The following is a 16,501-nucleotide window of genomic DNA, read 5'->3' on the forward strand; positions in this document are numbered from 1 at the left end:
GGCGAGGAACAGTCGGCTCAGAGTTCGACGCTGAGCCCCTCCAACCCCCGGATCACGAAGTTCGGCTTGCGGACCGGCTCCGCCGCCAGGGTCAGCGTCGGGGCCCGCTCCAGCAACGCCCCCATGGAAGCGGCCAGTTCGATGCGGGCCAGAGGTGCGCCGATGCAGTAGTGGATGCCGGCGGAGAAGGAGATGTGGGGGTTGTCCTTGCGGGTCAGGTCGAGTTGCTCAGGGGCCCGGAAGACCTCCGGGTCGTGGTTGGCCGAGCCGAAGAGCATCGCGATCTCCGCGCCCCGCGGGATGGTCGTGCCGTCGATCTCGATCTCGTCCAGGACCCAGCGTTCGAAGAGCTGGAGCGGGGTGTCGTAGCGCATCAACTCCTCCACGGCGGACGGGATCAGGGAGTGGTCGGCGCGCAGGGCGGTCAGCTGGTCCGGGTTGCGGAACAGCGCCGACCAGCCGTTCACCGTGGCGTTCACCGTCGCCTCGTGCCCCGCGTTCAGCAGCAGCACGCAGGTGGAGATCATCTCCTGCTCGGTCAGCCGGTCGCCCTCGTCGTGGGCCGCGATGAGGCCGGAGATGAGGTCGTCGCCGGGTTCCTTGCGGCGGGCGGCGATCAGCTCCAACAGGTAGTCCGAGAACTCGACCGACGCCCGTACCGCCTTCGCCGCGGTCTCCTCGGACGGGCTCAGCTCGTACATCCCGCAGATGTCCGCCGACCAGGGGCGCAGCGGGGCGCGGTCGGACTCCGGGATGCCGAGCATCTCGGCGATCACGGCGACGGGGAGGGGCTCGGCGACGTCGGTGAGCAGGTCGCCGCCGCCCGAGGCGACCAGCCGGTCCACCAGCTCGCCCGCCAACCGGCTGACGTACGGCTTGAGTTGTTCGACCGTGCGCGGGGTGAACGCCTTCGACACCAGGCGCCGAATGCGGGTGTGGTCCGGGGGCTCCAGGTCGAGCATCCCGTGGTCGTTGAGGGTGTGGAAGGGCTCCTGCTCCGGCGGCGGGGCCGTACGGCCGAAGTCCTCGTGCGTGAAGCGGTGTTGATACGTCCGCCCCAGGCGCCGGTCGCGCAGCAGCGCCGAGACGTCCGCGTGCCGGGGCACCAGCCACTGGTCGGTGGGCTCGTAGTAGTGCACGCGGCCCCGGGAACGCAGTTCGGCGTAGGCGGGGTAGGGGTCGGCGAGGAATGCCGGGTCCCAGGGATCGAAGGCTGCCATGCACGGACGGTAGACCGACGATCCCCGTCCTGACCAGGACCGTCATGTCGGCGGGTGTCCGGCGACCGGGTGCCCGGCCGGCGGGCGGCCGTCCCGGTGGCCTCCCAGCGGCTCCGTGACGCCGCAGGCCACAGAGCCCACCGCCGTCCCACCGTCCCAGCGTGCCCGGAGCCCCTGGTGCCGCGTCCGGCCGTGCCGACAGCCTGTCGTCACCCGCCCGAACCCACAGGAGGAACCATGAGGAAACGCTGTATCACCGCCGTCGTCGCCAGCCTCGCGGCCACGGTCCTGGGATTCACGCCGGGCACGGCAAGCGCCGCCGACAACGACGTGCGCAGCGCGAGCACGACGGGCGCCTCCGTCTCGCTCACCGTCGACTGGACCGGTTCGGAGTCCTTCACCCTGCGCAACGTGAAGCTCAGCGACACCTCCTGCGACGCGCACCCGGTGTTCTTCTACGTCACCGTGCCGGGCTTCCAGTACCCGAACCACTGGAACACCGGCGGCTGCGGCTCCACCGCCACCTGGAGCGCCCTGCCGGGCAGCCTCGACGGCGGCATCCACAGCCTGTGGGTGACGGTCTGCCGCGACACCACCCTCGACAACTGCAGCTCCTCCAGCGCGTCGATCAACCCGTACGACTGACCGCCCGACGGCGGACGTCATCGGCGGCCCGCGTCCGAGCGACCGGACGGCTTCCGGGCCGCCGGATGCGGGCCCGCCACGCGTCGACGGCATCCCGGACATCCGTACACCGGCCGGAACTTCCTCCTGCCCAACCCCATCCATCGCAGCGGGCACAGGAGTTGGGATACGCCAGGAGGTTCGACGCTCGGCACACCCGTTTCAGGAAGCCGTGCGGCCGCGCGGTGCGAGGTGGGCCGTCCGGTTCCGATCGGGCCCGGCGAGTCCCGTTCCGCCGGGTGCCAGCATGCCCTCGACCGCGGATCGACCGCAGCGCGACCAGAGATCGGCCACAGGGGGACGTACATGAGCGACTACGCATGCCCGAAAGGGACTTGGGAGAGTGTGCCCGGCCGCCCGACGGCGAGTCTGGGACCCGGCGTACTGCGCTACCACGGTTTCCGCGCCCGTTTCAGCCGGCCGCGGCGGCGGCTGGAACTCCCCACCGGGATGGTGACCCTCGTCGTCGGATTCGACGAGCGACTCTCGCTGGACAACGCACAGGGGTGCGGTGCCGCCCTGTACAGCGCGGTTCTCACCGGCGTGCAGGCGTCCGCCGGCACCGGTGGGCACCAGGGCCGGCTGTCCGGCATGGAGATCGTGATGACGCCCTGGGCCGCGTACCCGTTGCTGGGGGCGTCGATGCACGAGCTGGCCGGCCGTCATCTGGCGGCCGAGGACGTGCTGGGCCGCCGGCTCGGCACGCTCGCGGACGCGCTGGCCTCGGCACCGGACTGGCCCCGGCGCTTCGCCCTGGTGGACGCGGCCCTCACCGCGTGGGCGGCGGCGGGCCCGCCCTGTTCGCCGCGCGTCGCACAGGCCTGGTACGAGATGGGCGCGCGACGGGGCAACGTCACGACCGACGTGCTGGCCGATTCGGTGGGCTGGGGCCGCAGACAGCTGGAGAAGCGCTTCCGCGAACAGATCGGTGTCTCCCCGAAGACCGCCGGACGGATCGTGCGCCTCAACAACACCCTGCGCGCACTGGCCGCCGGCCGTGGTCCGTGCGAGACCGCGGCGGCCGTCGGCTTCTCCGACCAGGCGCATCTGAGCCGGGAGTTCAAGGCGATGACGTCCCTCAGGCCACGCCAGTACGTGCAGGCGATCGCCGAGCACCGCGTCGTCGAGCGCGTCCCCGGGCACCCGACGAGCGTGCTGCTGGACCGTTGAGGGGCCGGGCGCAGGGGCCGGGCGGAGGAGATGGGCTGAGGAGCCCGGCTGAGGCACCTGACTGAGGCGCGGGCTCGGGATCCGGCTCGGGATCCGGCCGAAGGGCCCACCCGGGATCCGGCGGATCCGACGGATCCGACCGACAGTGCGCATTCCTTCAAGACCGCGCCGCCGCGCCGCTGTCAGTGTGCGGGGCGACGGGCGGACATCAACCGGTCCGTCCGCAGACCGAAGGGGGAATCATCCGATGAAGAGGACCTGGTCCGCGCTGGCGGCCTCGGCCGTCGTCGCCACCTCGCTGGTCGTCCTGGTCCCGGCCGCCGAGGCGGCGCCCCAGGCGTGCGCCACGGCGGAGATCCGCACCGGCTACCGGGGCCCGGGCACCGTCGTGAACAAGTCGTCCACGAGCTCCTGCAACGACCTCAACCTCACGGCCTCGTACGAGAACAGCGCGGCGACCAGTGATCTGTACGCGGGCTTCTACCGCAACTCCGCCGGCACCTGGATCCGCGGCTCCCGCGGCTACATCCGCGCCTACGACGGCACGCACAGCCCGTGGATCGTGCTGCTGTCCGACGTCAACAACGGTGTGCCGATGAGCGTCGGCAGCTACAACACGAGCAACGACATCGCCGACGTCGCGCACTGACCCAGCGGAACCCGGGGCCCGCGCCCGCCGCGGGCCCCGGCTCCCGTCACAGAGAGGCTTCCCGGTGCCCTACCGCCTTCGGCTGGCGCAGTCGGTGCCGGCCGTGCTCGTGAAGGCCGTGCTCGTGACGGCCGTGCTCCTGATGGTCGTGGCGATCGCCGGCTGCTCCCCGTCCGCGAACCCCGCACCCCACCGGTCCGACCGGTCCGGCCAGTCCGGCCAGTCCGACGCAGCCCGCCGGACCACCGCGGCGGCCCGGCTGTCCCACGCGCTCCCCCAGGACCCGATCCCCATGGTGCTCCCGGCGACCGGTGCCGACACCCGGCTGACCGTGGGTCTGGGCACCTTCGGCCAGACCGTCGGCGCGGCGGTGACCGCCCGTTGCGCCCAGGACGCCGGGCGCCCGCGGCCGCAGGGCCCGCCGCCCATGTTCGTCCGGCTCGGTACGCTGCCGGACCTGGACCTCCTGGAACGCGACGGCTTCAACGGCGGCCCCGCCCCCGATCTGCCGAGCGTCCTGCGGACCACCTCGGACTCCGCTTCCGCGGTGCCCGGCGCCGCCTCCGACGACGCAGTCGTCCGCCGCTGCGCCGCGGCCGGGGCCGACGCCGTACGCGGCCTCGACGCACTCGTCTCGCCCTTGCAGAGCAAGTGGTGGAACCGACTCGACGCACTGGCGGCCCGGCCACAGGTGCGGCACGTGCTGGCCCAGCTGCCGGCATGCCTGGAGCGACGGCACGGCCTGCGGGTGAGCAGCGAGGACGACTTCTTCGCCCTGGTCGACAGCCGACTCGCGCGCCGGGCCGACGACGCCGACGCCTTCGCGGCGGAGGACCGCGAGCTGGCCGGTGCCTACGCCGACTGCATGCGCCCGGTGGAGGCGGTCCGCGAACCCCTGCGCGAGAAGCTGCGCGAGCGGTTCGTCGCGGAGAACGGCCACGAAATCGCCGCCCTCCGAGCGAAGTTGGGCCCGACCATGGAGCAACTGGAGAAACGCCACGGGGTCGGCTTCTCCTTCCCCACCCTGTCCTGAACAGGGAGGTCGAGGTGTGCGGGGTGGTGACGCCACCCTGACCCGCTCTTGCCTCAACCTTTATGTGCGGACTACCCGGATTACGCCATGGACATGGCAGCATGACGCCTTTGCTCGATCAGAGGAATCTGTGGGGGAAGCATTGAGAAAGTGGCGAACAGGTGTCGGTACGGCGGCAGTTGCCCTCATGGCGCTGATGGCGGCGGGCACTCCGGCTCAGGCCGCGCCGGGGGACGATCCCGGGCCGATCACCACCATCACCTCGGCGAGCGACCTGGCGAAGCTGACGTTGACCCAGCACCAGGTGTCGGACACGACGATCAGCACGCTCGACAGTCACCTTGACAACGTTGGCGTGGACGAGGTCCTCAAGAGCGCCAACCACCCGATGCGCAACTGGTCGACCTGTGCCGCCACGGAGCGGGCCGCGCTGCCCGAGAATCCCGTCGCGTCGAACTCCTACTGCTGGGACACCGGCGACGACACGACCAGGGAGTTCCTGCCGCAGGGTCTGACCTCGTCCGGCGACGCCGACGACGACGGCAAGTGGGGCACCAACAAGCTCCTCATCTCTGCGTGGACGCACAACGACAGCACCGACTACAGCTGGCCGGAGGACGACAGGGCACTGGCGCGGTTCGCGTTCATCGACGCCAACGACGCCAACGCGTTCAAGTACCGCTGGGTACTGCCGGTGATCCCGACCGAGGGCGGGGACAACTTCGCCAAGTTCGGCGCGCACGTGGGCGGGGCCGTCTGGTTCGGCGACAAGCTCCTTGTGACCGCGTCCAACGGCGACGCCAGCCACAACGCGCTGTACGTCTTCTCGATGGCGCACATCCTGCAGGCCTCGGTGAACTCCTCCGCGATCGGCAAGGTCAGCGGCGGCTACTCGGCGCACGGCTACCAGTACGTGATGCCCGCGATCGGCTCGTACAGCCTGAGCGGAAAGTGCGACTCGGCCACGTCCGACAACCTGCCGTGCTTCGCCTCGATCACGCTGGACCGCTCCACCGACCCGCCCACCATCGTGGCCAACGAGTGGTTCTCCTCCGGCGGCAGCGAGCCGGCCCGGATCTTCCGCTACAAGCTCGCCGCGCCCGGTGGCGCCATGCCGCTCGTCACCAGCGGAGGCCAGGCGACCGCGTCGGCGGCCTTCAAGACCAAGGCGGTGGGGTTGCAGTCGGTGCTCGCGCACGACAACGTCTTCTACGCCGACGACGCGCGCGGCGGAAAGAACCAGCAGGGCATCCTGTGGCAACTGAGAAACAGCACGACCACGTGGGACAGCTGCAGCGGCAGCGACAAGCCACAGGCGTGCTGGGCCCAGCACGCCGAGGGCGCCTCACTGTGGTGGAGCACCCAGGAGATGTGGTCCCAGACCGAGTGGGCGGCCGATGAGAACGCGAACTGGAGCGGGACGCCGATTCCTCAACGGGTGCTGTTCTCGGTACCGATGAGCAGTTTCTGACGGACCGGCCGAGCCGGCTGTAGCGTCTGTGCCCATGACGACAGAGTCACCGGCGCAGACCGTACAACGCCTGTTCCCCCTGCTCGCCGAGGGAAAGAGCACGGAGGCGGCGGCCCTGTTCGCCGACTCCGTGTCCTTCTCGATCCCGCACCCGCCCGGCATCCCGTGGGTACCGGACGTCGACTCGGCGGACGGCATGCGGACGTTCTTCGAACTGCTGGGCACGCATGTCCAGGGCAAAGAGCTCGACCTCCGCCAGGTCATCGCCGACGGCGACGACGTGGTCCTCCTGGGCCGCATGGTCTCCGAGGTCAGGAAAACGGGCCGCGACATCGACACGGCCTTCGCCCTGCACGTCACGGTCCAGGACGGCCGAATCACCCGCTACCACCTGTACGAGGACACGTACGCGGTCGCCAGGGCCTACTTCGACGAGTGATCGCCCTTGAGGTGATCGAGGAGCGCGGAGAAGGAGGCGGTGGGAAAGGAGAGGGTGGCGCGAGAGGGGAACTTACTGTCGCGGACGGCTGTGCGGGTGGGGAGGGTGGCTATCTCGACGCAGGTATTGCCGTCGCCACCGCCGGAGTAGGTGGACTTCCGCCCGTTCATCAGAGTTCCTTCGTCAGCCGGTGGACAAGGTCCCGCGACGCCGCTGGGTCGAGTGACGCCTCGTCCGCACCTGCGCCGACCTCTGGGGCTGGCAACCCCTGTCCCGGTTCGGCAACCGGGGCAAGTACGTGTGGTGCGAACTGGCGACGGCCTGAGCACGACCGCCGGTTCACCGACGCAGGTGGGCCACCAGCAGGTTGGGGTCCTCGGCGGTCACGTAGGCAGCGCTCAGAACGTAGACCCTGCTCCCGCGCACGGCGATCGACGTGGGGTTCTCCAGCCCGTCCGCCGCGGTCAGCACGGTCGTGGGCCTGCCGTGCGGCTCGACGAGGACGACCTCGCTCGAACCGTTGACGGTGGCGAGCAGCCGGTCCCCGCGCCCGGTGAAGGCGAAGTCGTCGATCCCCGGCAGCCCGGTGACCTCGGTCCGGACCGTGCCCGCCCGTCCGTCCCGCAGAACGGGGATGCGCACGACGGTGCCCCGGTCGAGGTTGGTGACCCAGAGCGCCCCGCCCCGCAGCTTCAGTCCGTTGGCCCCGAGGAAGCCGGCCGACGACAGCTCGGGTGCGGTGGACCAGGCGGTCGGGGTGCCACCGGCGACGGGCACCTTCCAGACGGTGCCGAGCACGGAGTCGGTGACGTAGAGAGCGCGCGAACGGGCGTCCAGCGCAAGGCCGTTGGGCAGTCCGTCCGCCGGCAGCGCGGCGATCCGCTCCGGCGTACCACCGGGCCGCAGCCGCCATACGCCGGTGAGGTCGCCGGTTCCGGTGGCGTACAGGAAGTACAGGGTCCCGTCGGGGGCGCGGACGATGCCGGACGTCAGCGGGAAGCCCAGGGCGGGCGTGTGGACCCCGCCGTCCGCGGGCGCGGGCAGCGTGGCCAGGATCCGGGTGGATCCGTCGGGCGAGAGGCGGGCGATCTGGCGGGCGGCCGCGAAGGTGACGTACGCGCTGCCGTCCGGAGCCAGGGCCACGTTCTCCGGCGTCTGTCCCTTGGTCAGGTCGAAATGGCGTGCGATCCGTGCGTCGCTCAGCGGCGCGGAGGCGGCCGACGCGGGGGCGGCCGACGCAGGGGCGGCCGACACGGGGGCCGCGCAGAACACCGCGGCCGTGGTCGCGACGACGGCGGTCAGGGACAGGGCCGACTTGGTGAGCATCTTGAGCATGAGTTGATTCCTTCGGGCAGGTCGAACAGGTCGGTCGGGTCGGTGATTTCGGGCATGCGGCAGCGACGTGCCGACGCGGTGGTGAGGTGCAGGTGAAGGGGGCGGGTGGCCGCCCCCGCGGAGTCAGTCCGTGCTGATCGGGGACCGGGTCCGCGCGGACCCGGTCGGTACGGCGGCCTGGGCCAGCAGGGTCAGCGCCGCCCGCGAGGGCGATTCCGCCGGGGTGGTGGCGACGACCATGCTGATGCCCCGCCCGAGACCGAGGCTCTGCTGGACGACCGTCAGCGGGCCCACCAGCGGATGGCGCATGTCGTACGAGGCGACCATGTACGACTTGACCCGGTGGTCGGCCCACATCGAGGCGAACTCGGCGCTCTTGGCGCTCAGTTCGCCCACCAGCGCGTGCAGCGCCGCGTCGTCGGGGAACCGGCCCGCCATCAGGCGGAGGTTGCCCACCACGGCCCTGGCCTTGCTCGGCCAGTCCGCGTACAGGTCGCGGGTGTGCGGGTCCAGGAACACCAGCCGGGCCAGATTGGGCCGCCGAGCCGGCCGTTCAGGAGCGTCGGGGTCCAGATGTCCGGCGAACAACGCGTGCCCCACTCGATTCCACGCCAGCACATCGGAGCACCGGCCCTGGAGGATCGCGGGCGCGTCCCCCAGCACGTCCAGCAGCTGGGCGAACTCCTCGGTCAGCCGCTCCGGTGCGAGCCGCGCGCCCCGCGGGCGCTGTCTGCCGGCGCGGGCCAGATCGTGCAGATACCGCCGCTCCGGCTCGTCGAGCCGCAGGGCCCCGGCCAGCGCGTCCAGCACCTCGGGCGACGCGCTCGACGACTGCCCCTGCTCCAGCCGCGTGTAGTACGAGACGCTCACCCCCGCGAGCAGCGCCAGCTCCTCGCGGCGCAGCCCCGGCACGCGTCGCCGCTCGCCGTACGTGCTCACCCCTACGTCCTCAGGACGGAGGTGAGAACGCCGAGCCTTCAGAAAGTCCCCGAGCTGCGTCTCTCCGTTCACGCGACTCAGTATGGGCAGCGACCGCGCGCACAGCCTGACCCAACTGTGGGTAGGCAACGACGGGTCGGCCTGCGAACTCCAACGGACTCCTCGACTCCGCCGGCATGTGACGGCGGCGCCGGGCGAGTCTCCGGGCCCGCCAGGACATCCCCTACCCCGGCGTCACCAACCGCGCCTCATAGGCGAACACCGCCGCCTGCGTCCGGTCCCGCAGTCCCAACTTCACCAGGATCCGGCTGACATGGGTCTTGATCGTCGACTCCGCCACCACCAGCCGCCCGGCGATCTCCGAGTTGGACAGGCCCTGGGCGATCAGGACCAGGACCTCCGTCTCGCGGTCCGTGAGGTCGCCGTAGGCCGCGTGGGCGGACGGCATCAGGCGCGGGGTGTCGGAGAGCTTGGAGAACTCGGTGATCAGGCGGCGGGTGACCGAGGGGGCCAGGAGCGCCTCGCCGGAGGCCACCACCCGGACGCCCTCGGCGAGTTGGCGGGCCGAGGCGTCCTTGAGGAGGAAGCCGGAGGCGCCCGCGCGCAGCGCCTGGTAGACGTACTCGTCGAGGTCGAAGGTGGTCAGGACCAGCACCTTCGCGGTCGCGTCCGCCGCGACGATCTCCTTCGTCGCCTCGATGCCGTTCAGTTCGGGCATGCGGATGTCCATCAGCACGATGTCCGGGGCGAGTTCGCGCACCCGCTGCACCGCCTCCCGGCCGTTCACCGCCTCGCCGACGACCTCGATGTCCGGCATCGCGTTCAACAGGACCGAGAAGCCCTCGCGCACCATCATCTGGTCGTCCGCGATCAGGACGCGGATGGTCATGCCGCCCCCTCGCCCTCGGTCGGCGCGGCCGCCGGCACCGGCAGGAACACCGCCACCTCGTAACCTCCGTCGTCCGTCGCGCCCGCCGTCATCTCGCCGTTCAGCATGGAGACGCGCTCGCGCATACCGGTGATGCCGTGGCCCGCCCCGGGCGAGGGCTTGACCAGGGAGGGCGCGGGCGGCGGAGCGTTGACGATCCGCACGCCGAGCCCGCCCAGGACGTACCCGATCTCCACCCGCGCGCTCGCGCCCGGCGCGTGCCGCAGGCTGTTGCTCAACGCCTCCTGGACGATCCGGTACGCCGACAGCTCGACGCCCTGCGGGAGTTCGCGCACCGCGCCGGTGACGACCTTCTCGACGGACAGCCCGGCGTCGCGCACGTTGGCGAGCAGTCCGTCGAGGTCGGCGAGGGTGGGCTGCGGGGCGTCCGGGGCCTCGTAGTCCTCGGCGCGTACGACGCCCAGGACGCGGCGGAGTTCGGTCAGGGCCGCCACCGCGTTCTCCCTGATCGTGATGAACGCGCGCTCCAGCTCCGGCGGCGGGTTCTCCACCCGGTAGGGAGCGGCCTCGGCCTGGATGGCGACCACCGACATGTGGTGGGCGACCACGTCGTGCAGTTCGCGGGCGATCGTCGTGCGCTCCTCGAGGAGCGTGCGCCGGGAGCGCTCGTGCGCGGTCACCGTCTGCTGCGCGGTCACCTCCTGCCGGGCCTCGCGGCGGATCTGCCAGACGGTCACGCCGAGCAGGATCACGGCGGACAGGAACAGCATCGGCGCGGTGTCCGAACTGAACATGTGGCCACCGTCGAAGGTGCCGACGCCGATGCCGTACACCGCGGTCAGCGCCCACATCCAGGCGGCCGTGCGCGGCCGGGTGCGTATCGCGACGATCGTGAGCACGGCCAGGTGGCAGGCGAAGCTGCCCGCCAGCCACGGCCAGTCGTCGTCCCACTCGTTGCCCAGCATGGTGGCGACCGGGGTCGCGGCCATGGACAGCCAGAACGCGCCGACCGGCCGCACCATGGTCAGCAGCACCGGCACCAGGGTGAGCAGGCCGAGGAGCAGGTTGGTGACCGGGCCGCGGATGCCTTCGCTGGTCGCGATGAACATCGCGATCAGGCCGATCGCGAGGATCAGGACGTGCGGGCTCCAGGCCGCGTACTCCCGCGCCCGGCCCCTGAGGCGGCGGGTCAGCGGGCCGTCCGCGGAGCGGGCCAGCGGGCGGAAGGCGAGGCCGTCGTCGAACAGGTCCTGCCGCAGCCCCCGCAGGGCGTCCGCGGCCAGCCGGAACTCGGGGCTGCGCGCCGCCGCCCCGCCCGGCGTCTTCGTCTGCATCTGGGTCGTCTCGGTCACGCGAACAAACGTAGGCGGGCCCGGCGCCCCGGTCGTCACCTGTGAGGAGGGTCCTGCGCCCTCCGTCTCAGGTACTACGGGCTCATCCTGTACGCGGGTACCGGGCGCCGCCCCTGACGTATGCCACCCCGACGTGCGGGCCGGCTCAGAACGCCAGCTGCGCGATCTCCTCCGCGACCACCGCGCACGCGTCCGCCGCCGGGTCGATCAGCGGGAAGTGGCCGACGTCCTCAAGCAGCGTGAGGCCCACCACCTCGCCGGCCTTCGCCGCCGCGTCGGCGTACGCCTCGGCGACCGCCTGCGGGACGACGAGGTCCCTCCGGCCCTGGACCAGCGTGGTCGCGATGCCGGTGGGGAGCAGGAGGGCGGGGTCCGCGTACGGCCTGCGGTCCGCGAAGTGCTCCTCGCCGCCCAGGAGTTGGAGCGAGGCGTTGCCGCAGACGTCGAGCTTCTCGGCGACCTCGAAGTCGGCGATCGGGGCGAGGGCGACGACTCCGCGCAGCGCGGCGGGGCCGCCGGTGCGCCAGGGGGCGTCGGCCGGCAGGACGTGCCGGGACGCGGCCCACAGCGCCAGGTGACCGCCCGCCGAGTGACCGACCAGCACGGTACGGCGCGGGTCGGCCTGCGGCAGCGCCTCGCGGACCAGGCCGGGCAGCGCGTCCAGCGCGGCGGCGATGTCGTCGAAGGTGTCCGGCCACCGCCCGGCGACCGGCCCCGCGCCGCCCTGCGCGGGAAGCACACCCCCGCGCCGGTACTCGACGCTGGCCACCGCGAACCCGCGACGGGCCAGGAAGTCCGCGAAGGGCGAGAGATGACGGCGGTCGTACGGGGCCCGCCAGGCGCCACCGTGCAGCGCGACGACCAGCGGGGCGGGTACGCCGGCGATCTGCTCGGCACGCGGGGCATAGAAGTCGATCACCTGGTCGGGGTGGTCGCCGTACGTCCCGGTGGAGTCGGGGTCGACCGCCGGGTGCGAGAAGGCCGACTCCTCTTCCGCGGCGGCCCGGGATGCTGCGGCGTCGTCGGGCATGCTCCAACCTCTCAGCGACGATGGGTACCTCCCAGGCTTTCGGCACTGGGGGAGGATTTCGCGGACCACGTACGAGACAGGCCGTTGGCGGGGACGCTACCAGGCCCGTGACGTGCGTGGACACGCGGATGTCACGCACGGTGAGGGATAAACGGTTCTGTACCGGACCCTCGCCGCATCGTCGAGAGGTGGAACGCGCGTTACCCGAGCACCTCCCCCAACACCCGTGCCGCCCGCTCGACATCGGCGAAACCGACGTACAACGGCGTGAAACCGAAACGGAGTACGTCGGGATGCCGGAAGTCGCCCACCACACCCCGCTCGATCAGCCGCTTCATCACGTCCCCGGCGTCCGAACAGCGCAGCGCCACCTGGCTCCCGCGCTCCCCGTGCGCGACCGGCGTCAAGGACTCCACCCGCCCCGCCGGCGCGTACGCGGCCACGCACTCCAGGAAGAAGTCCGTCAGGGCAAGGGACTTGGCCCGCACGGCCTCGATCGGGACCCCGTCCCAGACCTCCAGGGCCGCCTCCAGGGCGAGCATGGAGAGGATGTCCGGCGTGCCGACCCGACCGCGCAGGGCGCCGTCGGCCGGGGCGTACTCGCTGCGCATGCCGAACGGCTCGACGTGCGAGTTCCAGCCGGGCAGCGGCGAGTCGAACCGGTCCTGGAGGTCACCGCGCACATACAGGTACGCGGGTGAACCCGGGCCGCCGTTCAGGTACTTGTAGGTGCAGCCGACCGCGAGGTCGACGCCGTGCTCGTCGAGCCCCACCGGCAGCGCGCCCGCGCTGTGGCACAGGTCCCAGACCGAGACCGCGCCCGCCGCACGCACCGCGGCCGTCAGCGCGGGCAGGTCGTGCAGCCGCCCGGTGCGGTAGTCGACGTGGTTGAGCAGCACGGCGGCGGTACGGTCGCCGAGCACCGCCGGCACCTCGGCCGGGGTCACCGGCCGCACCGTGCAACCCGTCATCCGGGCCGCCGACTCGGCGATGTACCCGTCCGTGGGGAAGGTCGTCGCGTCGACGACGATCTCGTCCCGGCCGGCGCCGTCCGCCATCCGCACGGCCGCCACAAGTGCCTTGAAGACATTGACACTTGTCGAGTCGCCCACCACGATCTGCCCGGCCGCGGCCCCGACCAGCGGGGCGATCCGGTCACCGATCCGCTCGGGCGCGGTCCACCACCCGCTCTCGTCCCAGGACCGGATCCGCAGCTCGCCCCACTGCCGGCGGACCACGTCCTCGACCCGTGCGGGGACGGCGGCGGGCAGCGCGCCCAGGGAGTTCCCGTCCAGGTACACAACATCGTCGAGGACGAACCGGCCACGTACGCCCGCGAGTTCATCACCGGCGTCCAGCTTCTCGGCCTTCACGGCCTTCTCTGCCTGCGCGGCGGACTCAGACATGGGACCTCGCCGTCCACAGCTCGGGGAACACGTTCTTCTGCGCCCGCTTCTCCAGCCAGGCCACTCCGGCGGAGCCGCCGGTCCCGGTCTTCGCGCCCATCGCGCGCCGGGTGGCGACGAGATGGTCGTTGCGCCATCGCCACACCAGCTCGGCGACATCGGTCAACGCCTCGCCGAGGCGGGCGAGTTCATCCCCGGGGTCCCCCGAGTACAGGTCGGTCCACACCGCCTCCACCTCGGGCGACGGCTCGTAGCGCAGCGACACGTCCCGCTCCAGCACCGCCGCCGGGACCGCGTGCCCGCGCCGGTCGAGCAGCCGCAGCACCTCGTCGTACAGGCTCGGCTCGTGCAGGGCCTTCTCCAGTTCGGCGTGGACACGGGGTGCGCCGCGGTGCGGCACGAGCATGGACCCGGACTTCTCGCCGAGCAGGAACTCCATGCGCCGGTACATCGCCGACTGGAAGCCGGAGCCCTCGCCGAGGGCGGCCCGGTAGGAGTTGAACTGGGTCGGCGTGAGCTGGCCGAGCGGTCGCCAGGAGGCGTTCAGCGCCTCCAGTTCCCGTACCGACCTCTTCAGCGCGTCGACCGCGACCGGCACCCGGTCCTCGCGCAGGGCCCGCGCGGCGGTCTCCCACTCGTGCACGATGACGGTGAACCACAGCTCCATGACCTGGGTGGTGACCAGGAAGACCATCTCGCCGGGATCGTCGGAGCGGGTGTGCTGGAGGTGGGTGAGGACGTCCGCCTGGACGTAGTCCTCGTACGGGGTCGTCCCCTGGAAGTCGAGATGCGGGGCCTCGGGCTCCTGGGTTTCCTGAGCCTCGTGGGACATCGCTGTCTCCTGTTGTGCTCCGGGTAGCGGTCCGCCCCTGCCGATGCCGACACGGGGGCCCCGGTCCCCACCCGCATCCTCCACAATCGCCCCCCGCCCCGGCAACCCCACCCCGCGGCGGTGGCAGACTTCCCTCATGACCACCCACACGAACCTGCTCGGCGGCCCCGACCCCACGCTCCTGCCCGCCGACGAGGCGGCCTACCGCCTGCTGGACGAGGAGTCCCTCGCCCCCGCCGAGGTAGCCGCGCAGCACCCGACCTTCTCGCTCGCCTGGGCGCTGCTCGCCGAGGACGCGTTCGCGGGCGGCCGGGTGATCGAGTCCTACGCGTACGCCCGTACCGGCTACCACCGCGGCCTGGACGCCCTGCGCCGCAACGGCTGGAAGGGCCACGGCCCGATCCCCTGGACCCATGCGCCCAACCGGGGCTTTCTGCGCTGCCTCGCCGCCCTCGCCCGCGCCGCCGAGGCGATCGACGAGAAGGAGGAGTCGGACCGCTGCCGCCAGTTCCTGCGCGACAGCGACCCGCAGGCGTTCACGGAACTGCTGGGCTGACCTGAGCTCGGAACCCCGTCAGGAGATCTTCCCCGCGTTCCGGTCCGCCTCCAGCGGCGGCGCCATCACGTTGCCGTGCGTACGGCATTCCGGGCGACGGCAGTCCGGCGGTGGGCGGCGGACGGTCGCGAAGGCGATCACCGCGCCGACCGCCAGGACTCCCGCGCACAGCAGCATCGCGGTGTGGAAGGCGTCGTCGAAGGCGTTCGCGGAGCGGTAGGCCTCCGGGCCCATGCCGGCCAGCAGCGGCAGCGCGGCGACCGCGATCAGGCCCGCCGCGCGGGCCGCCGCGTTGTTGATGCCGCTGGCCAGGCCCGCCCGTGTCACGTCGACGGAGGCGAGCACCGTGGCGGTCAGCGGGGCGACCAGGGTGACCATGCCGAGGCCCAGGACCAGCAGGGCCGGCAGGACGTCCGCGAGGTAGGAGGCGCCCGGCCCCACCCGCAGCATCAGCAGCATGCCCGCCCCGCACAGCAGCGGGCCCACCGTGAGCGGGATACGCGGGCCGATGCGGTCGGCGAGGGCGCCCGAGCGGGCGGAGAGCAGCAGCATCAGGATGGTCGTGGGCAGCAGCGCCGTACCGGCGGCCAGGGCCGACCAGCCGACCGCGACCTGGAGTTGCAGGGCGGCCAGGAAGAAGAAGCCGCTGAAGCCCGCGTAGACGCAGAGGGTGACCACGTTGACCGCCGTGAACTGGCGGGAGCCGAAGATGTCCAGCGGCATCATCGGATCGGGTCTGCGCCGCTCCACGAGCACGAAGGCGACCCCCGCCGCGACACCGGCGACCGCCGTGAGGACCACGACGACCGACCCCTCGCGGGCCTCGATCAGCGCGTACGTCACCAGCGCCAGCGCGAGTGCGCCCAGGGCCGCGCCGAGCACGTCGAAGCGGCCGTGGCTGCGGCCGTCCATCGACTCCGGCACATGGCGGACCGCGATCGGCGCGCAGAGCAGGGCCAGCGGCACGTTGATCAGGAAGACCCAGCGCCAGCCGGGCCCGTCCACCAGCCAGCCGCCCAGGAACGGCCCCACGGCGGCCCCGACGCCACCGAAGCCGGACCACAGACCGACCGCCCGGGCCCGGTCGTCGGGGTGGAAGGAGGCCTGGATGAGGGCCAGCGAGCCCGGTGTGAGAAGCGCGCCGCCGATGCCCTGGAGGGCGCGCGCGGCGACCAGGATGCCGACGTTCGGCGCCAGACCGCACAGCAGCGAGGCGGTCGCGAACCAGACGACACCGATCACGAAGATCTTGCGGCGCCCGTAGTGGTCACCGAGCGAGCCGCCGAGCAGGATCAGCCCGGCCAGCGTGAGCATGTACGCGTTGACCGTCCACTGGAGCGCGGCCAGGTCGGCGTCCAGATCGCGGCCGATGCGGGGCAGGGCGACGTTGACGACGGTCGAGTCCACCATGGCCATGCTGGAGCCGAGCACGGTGGTGAGCAGGATCCACTTGCCTTGGGGCGAGGCCAGCCGCACATCGGACATGCCCTAGGTAT

The 16,501-nt window shown here is 71.9% G+C and carries 17 protein-coding genes and 1 pseudogene; 8 read left to right on the top strand and 10 right to left on the bottom strand.

Translation table 11 applies throughout. From position 1 onward, the window contains the following. Positions 1–17: 17 nt before the first annotated feature. The gene (locus ACWD5F_RS17625; protein WP_451255252.1) at positions 18–1,220 is read right to left on the bottom strand and encodes a cytochrome P450; all 1,203 of its coding nucleotides are present in this window, start codon (positions 1,218–1,220) and stop codon (positions 18–20) included. A 237-nt stretch (positions 1,221–1,457) separates the two neighbouring features. Between ACWD5F_RS17625 and ACWD5F_RS17630 the strand changes: the two genes are divergently transcribed. From ACWD5F_RS17630 to ACWD5F_RS17655, 6 genes are all read left to right on the top strand, one after another. Continuing rightward, a complete protein-coding gene (locus ACWD5F_RS17630) occupies positions 1,458–1,865 on the top strand; it encodes a hypothetical protein (protein WP_451255254.1) in 408 nt (135 codons plus the stop codon). A gap of 345 nt (positions 1,866–2,210) precedes the next feature. Continuing rightward, on the top strand, positions 2,211–3,074 hold the full coding sequence (locus tag ACWD5F_RS17635) for a helix-turn-helix domain-containing protein (RefSeq protein ID WP_451255256.1): 864 nt from the start codon (positions 2,211–2,213) through the stop codon (positions 3,072–3,074). 247 nt (positions 3,075–3,321) lie between these two features. Continuing rightward, positions 3,322–3,723, top strand: a complete 402-nt coding sequence (locus ACWD5F_RS17640) for a hypothetical protein (RefSeq protein WP_401719274.1) — start codon at positions 3,322–3,324, stop codon at positions 3,721–3,723. Between the two features lie 64 nt (positions 3,724–3,787). Then, on the top strand, positions 3,788–4,756 hold the full coding sequence (locus ACWD5F_RS17645) for a hypothetical protein (RefSeq protein ID WP_451255258.1): 969 nt from the start codon (positions 3,788–3,790) through the stop codon (positions 4,754–4,756). A gap of 187 nt (positions 4,757–4,943) precedes the next feature. Further along, the gene (locus ACWD5F_RS17650; RefSeq protein ID WP_451255260.1) at positions 4,944–6,227 is read left to right on the top strand and encodes a hypothetical protein; all 1,284 of its coding nucleotides are present in this window, start codon (positions 4,944–4,946) and stop codon (positions 6,225–6,227) included. 34 nt (positions 6,228–6,261) lie between these two features. Then, on the top strand, positions 6,262–6,666 hold the full coding sequence (locus tag ACWD5F_RS17655; protein WP_451255262.1) for a nuclear transport factor 2 family protein: 405 nt from the start codon (positions 6,262–6,264) through the stop codon (positions 6,664–6,666). Here ACWD5F_RS17655 and ACWD5F_RS17660 read toward each other — a convergent pair. Then, positions 6,651–6,836: a DUF397 domain-containing protein gene (locus ACWD5F_RS17660; protein ID WP_451255263.1), complete on the bottom strand. Its 186-nt coding sequence runs from the start codon at positions 6,834–6,836 to the stop codon at positions 6,651–6,653. The genes ACWD5F_RS17655 and ACWD5F_RS17660 overlap by 16 nt on opposite strands. 59 nt (positions 6,837–6,895) lie before the next feature. Between ACWD5F_RS17660 and ACWD5F_RS17665 the strand changes: the two are divergent. Continuing rightward, a pseudogene (locus ACWD5F_RS17665) lies at positions 6,896–6,991 on the top strand (ATP-binding protein); the annotation flags it as partial. A 14-nt stretch (positions 6,992–7,005) separates the two neighbouring features. Here the strand turns inward: ACWD5F_RS17665 and ACWD5F_RS17670 are convergent. From ACWD5F_RS17670 to ACWD5F_RS17700, 7 genes are all read right to left on the bottom strand, one after another. Then, positions 7,006–8,001, bottom strand: coding sequence for an SMP-30/gluconolactonase/LRE family protein (locus ACWD5F_RS17670; RefSeq protein WP_451255265.1), 996 nt, complete (start codon positions 7,999–8,001; stop codon positions 7,006–7,008). 123 nt (positions 8,002–8,124) lie between these two features. Further along, positions 8,125–9,012 (bottom strand): helix-turn-helix domain-containing protein, encoded by an 888-nt coding sequence (locus tag ACWD5F_RS17675; protein ID WP_451255267.1) that lies wholly within the window; start codon positions 9,010–9,012, stop codon positions 8,125–8,127. Between the two features lie 151 nt (positions 9,013–9,163). Continuing rightward, positions 9,164–9,829: a response regulator gene (locus ACWD5F_RS17680; protein WP_401719294.1), complete on the bottom strand. Its 666-nt coding sequence runs from the start codon at positions 9,827–9,829 to the stop codon at positions 9,164–9,166. Then, a complete protein-coding gene (locus tag ACWD5F_RS17685; RefSeq protein WP_451255269.1) occupies positions 9,826–11,181 on the bottom strand; it encodes a sensor histidine kinase in 1,356 nt (451 codons plus the stop codon). Before ACWD5F_RS17685 ends, ACWD5F_RS17680 begins: the two co-directional genes overlap by 4 nt. A gap of 145 nt (positions 11,182–11,326) precedes the next feature. Beyond that, positions 11,327–12,211 (bottom strand): alpha/beta hydrolase family protein, encoded by an 885-nt coding sequence (locus ACWD5F_RS17690; protein WP_451255271.1) that lies wholly within the window; start codon positions 12,209–12,211, stop codon positions 11,327–11,329. A gap of 200 nt (positions 12,212–12,411) precedes the next feature. After that, positions 12,412–13,617, bottom strand: coding sequence for a kynureninase (kynU, locus tag ACWD5F_RS17695; RefSeq protein WP_451255273.1), 1,206 nt, complete (start codon positions 13,615–13,617; stop codon positions 12,412–12,414). Beyond that, positions 13,610–14,449, bottom strand: a complete 840-nt coding sequence (locus ACWD5F_RS17700; RefSeq protein ID WP_451255275.1) for a tryptophan 2,3-dioxygenase family protein — start codon at positions 14,447–14,449, stop codon at positions 13,610–13,612. Before ACWD5F_RS17700 ends, kynU begins: the two co-directional genes overlap by 8 nt. 136 nt (positions 14,450–14,585) lie before the next feature. On the opposite strand from ACWD5F_RS17700, the gene ACWD5F_RS17705 reads away from it, so the two are divergent. Beyond that, entirely contained in the window at positions 14,586–15,005 is a 420-nt protein-coding gene (locus ACWD5F_RS17705; protein WP_401719306.1) for a DUF3151 domain-containing protein, read from the top strand. A gap of 18 nt (positions 15,006–15,023) precedes the next feature. On the opposite strand, the gene ACWD5F_RS17710 is transcribed toward ACWD5F_RS17705, so the two are convergent. Beyond that, positions 15,024–16,490 carry an MFS transporter gene (locus ACWD5F_RS17710; RefSeq protein ID WP_451255277.1) on the bottom strand — a complete coding sequence of 489 codons (1,467 nt, stop codon included), beginning with the start codon at positions 16,488–16,490 and terminating at the stop codon, positions 15,024–15,026. Between the last annotated feature and the right edge of the window lie 11 nt (positions 16,491–16,501).

This window comes from Streptomyces sp. NPDC002499, from assembly GCF_053595415.1.

Excerpts from the sequence above, each read along its gene's own strand:
- ACWD5F_RS17625 (WP_451255252.1), bottom strand. The coding sequence starts at position 1,220 with ATGGCAGCCTTCGATCCCTGGGACCCGGCATTCCTCGCCGACCCCTAC.
- ACWD5F_RS17630 (WP_451255254.1), top strand. The coding sequence starts at position 1,458 with ATGAGGAAACGCTGTATCACCGCCGTCGTCGCCAGCCTCGCGGCCACG.
- ACWD5F_RS17635 (WP_451255256.1), top strand. The coding sequence starts at position 2,211 with ATGAGCGACTACGCATGCCCGAAAGGGACTTGGGAGAGTGTGCCCGGC.
- ACWD5F_RS17640 (WP_401719274.1), top strand. The coding sequence starts at position 3,322 with ATGAAGAGGACCTGGTCCGCGCTGGCGGCCTCGGCCGTCGTCGCCACC.
- ACWD5F_RS17650 (WP_451255260.1), top strand. The coding sequence starts at position 4,944 with ATGGCGCTGATGGCGGCGGGCACTCCGGCTCAGGCCGCGCCGGGGGAC.
- ACWD5F_RS17655 (WP_451255262.1), top strand. The coding sequence starts at position 6,262 with ATGACGACAGAGTCACCGGCGCAGACCGTACAACGCCTGTTCCCCCTG.
- ACWD5F_RS17660 (WP_451255263.1), bottom strand. The coding sequence starts at position 6,836 with ATGAACGGGCGGAAGTCCACCTACTCCGGCGGTGGCGACGGCAATACC.
- ACWD5F_RS17670 (WP_451255265.1), bottom strand. The coding sequence starts at position 8,001 with ATGCTCAAGATGCTCACCAAGTCGGCCCTGTCCCTGACCGCCGTCGTC.
- ACWD5F_RS17680 (WP_401719294.1), bottom strand. The coding sequence starts at position 9,829 with ATGACCATCCGCGTCCTGATCGCGGACGACCAGATGATGGTGCGCGAG.
- ACWD5F_RS17690 (WP_451255271.1), bottom strand. The coding sequence starts at position 12,211 with ATGCCCGACGACGCCGCAGCATCCCGGGCCGCCGCGGAAGAGGAGTCG.
- kynU (WP_451255273.1), bottom strand. The coding sequence starts at position 13,617 with ATGTCTGAGTCCGCCGCGCAGGCAGAGAAGGCCGTGAAGGCCGAGAAG.
- ACWD5F_RS17700 (WP_451255275.1), bottom strand. The coding sequence starts at position 14,449 with ATGTCCCACGAGGCTCAGGAAACCCAGGAGCCCGAGGCCCCGCATCTC.
- ACWD5F_RS17705 (WP_401719306.1), top strand. The coding sequence starts at position 14,586 with ATGACCACCCACACGAACCTGCTCGGCGGCCCCGACCCCACGCTCCTG.
- ACWD5F_RS17710 (WP_451255277.1), bottom strand. The coding sequence starts at position 16,490 with ATGTCCGATGTGCGGCTGGCCTCGCCCCAAGGCAAGTGGATCCTGCTC.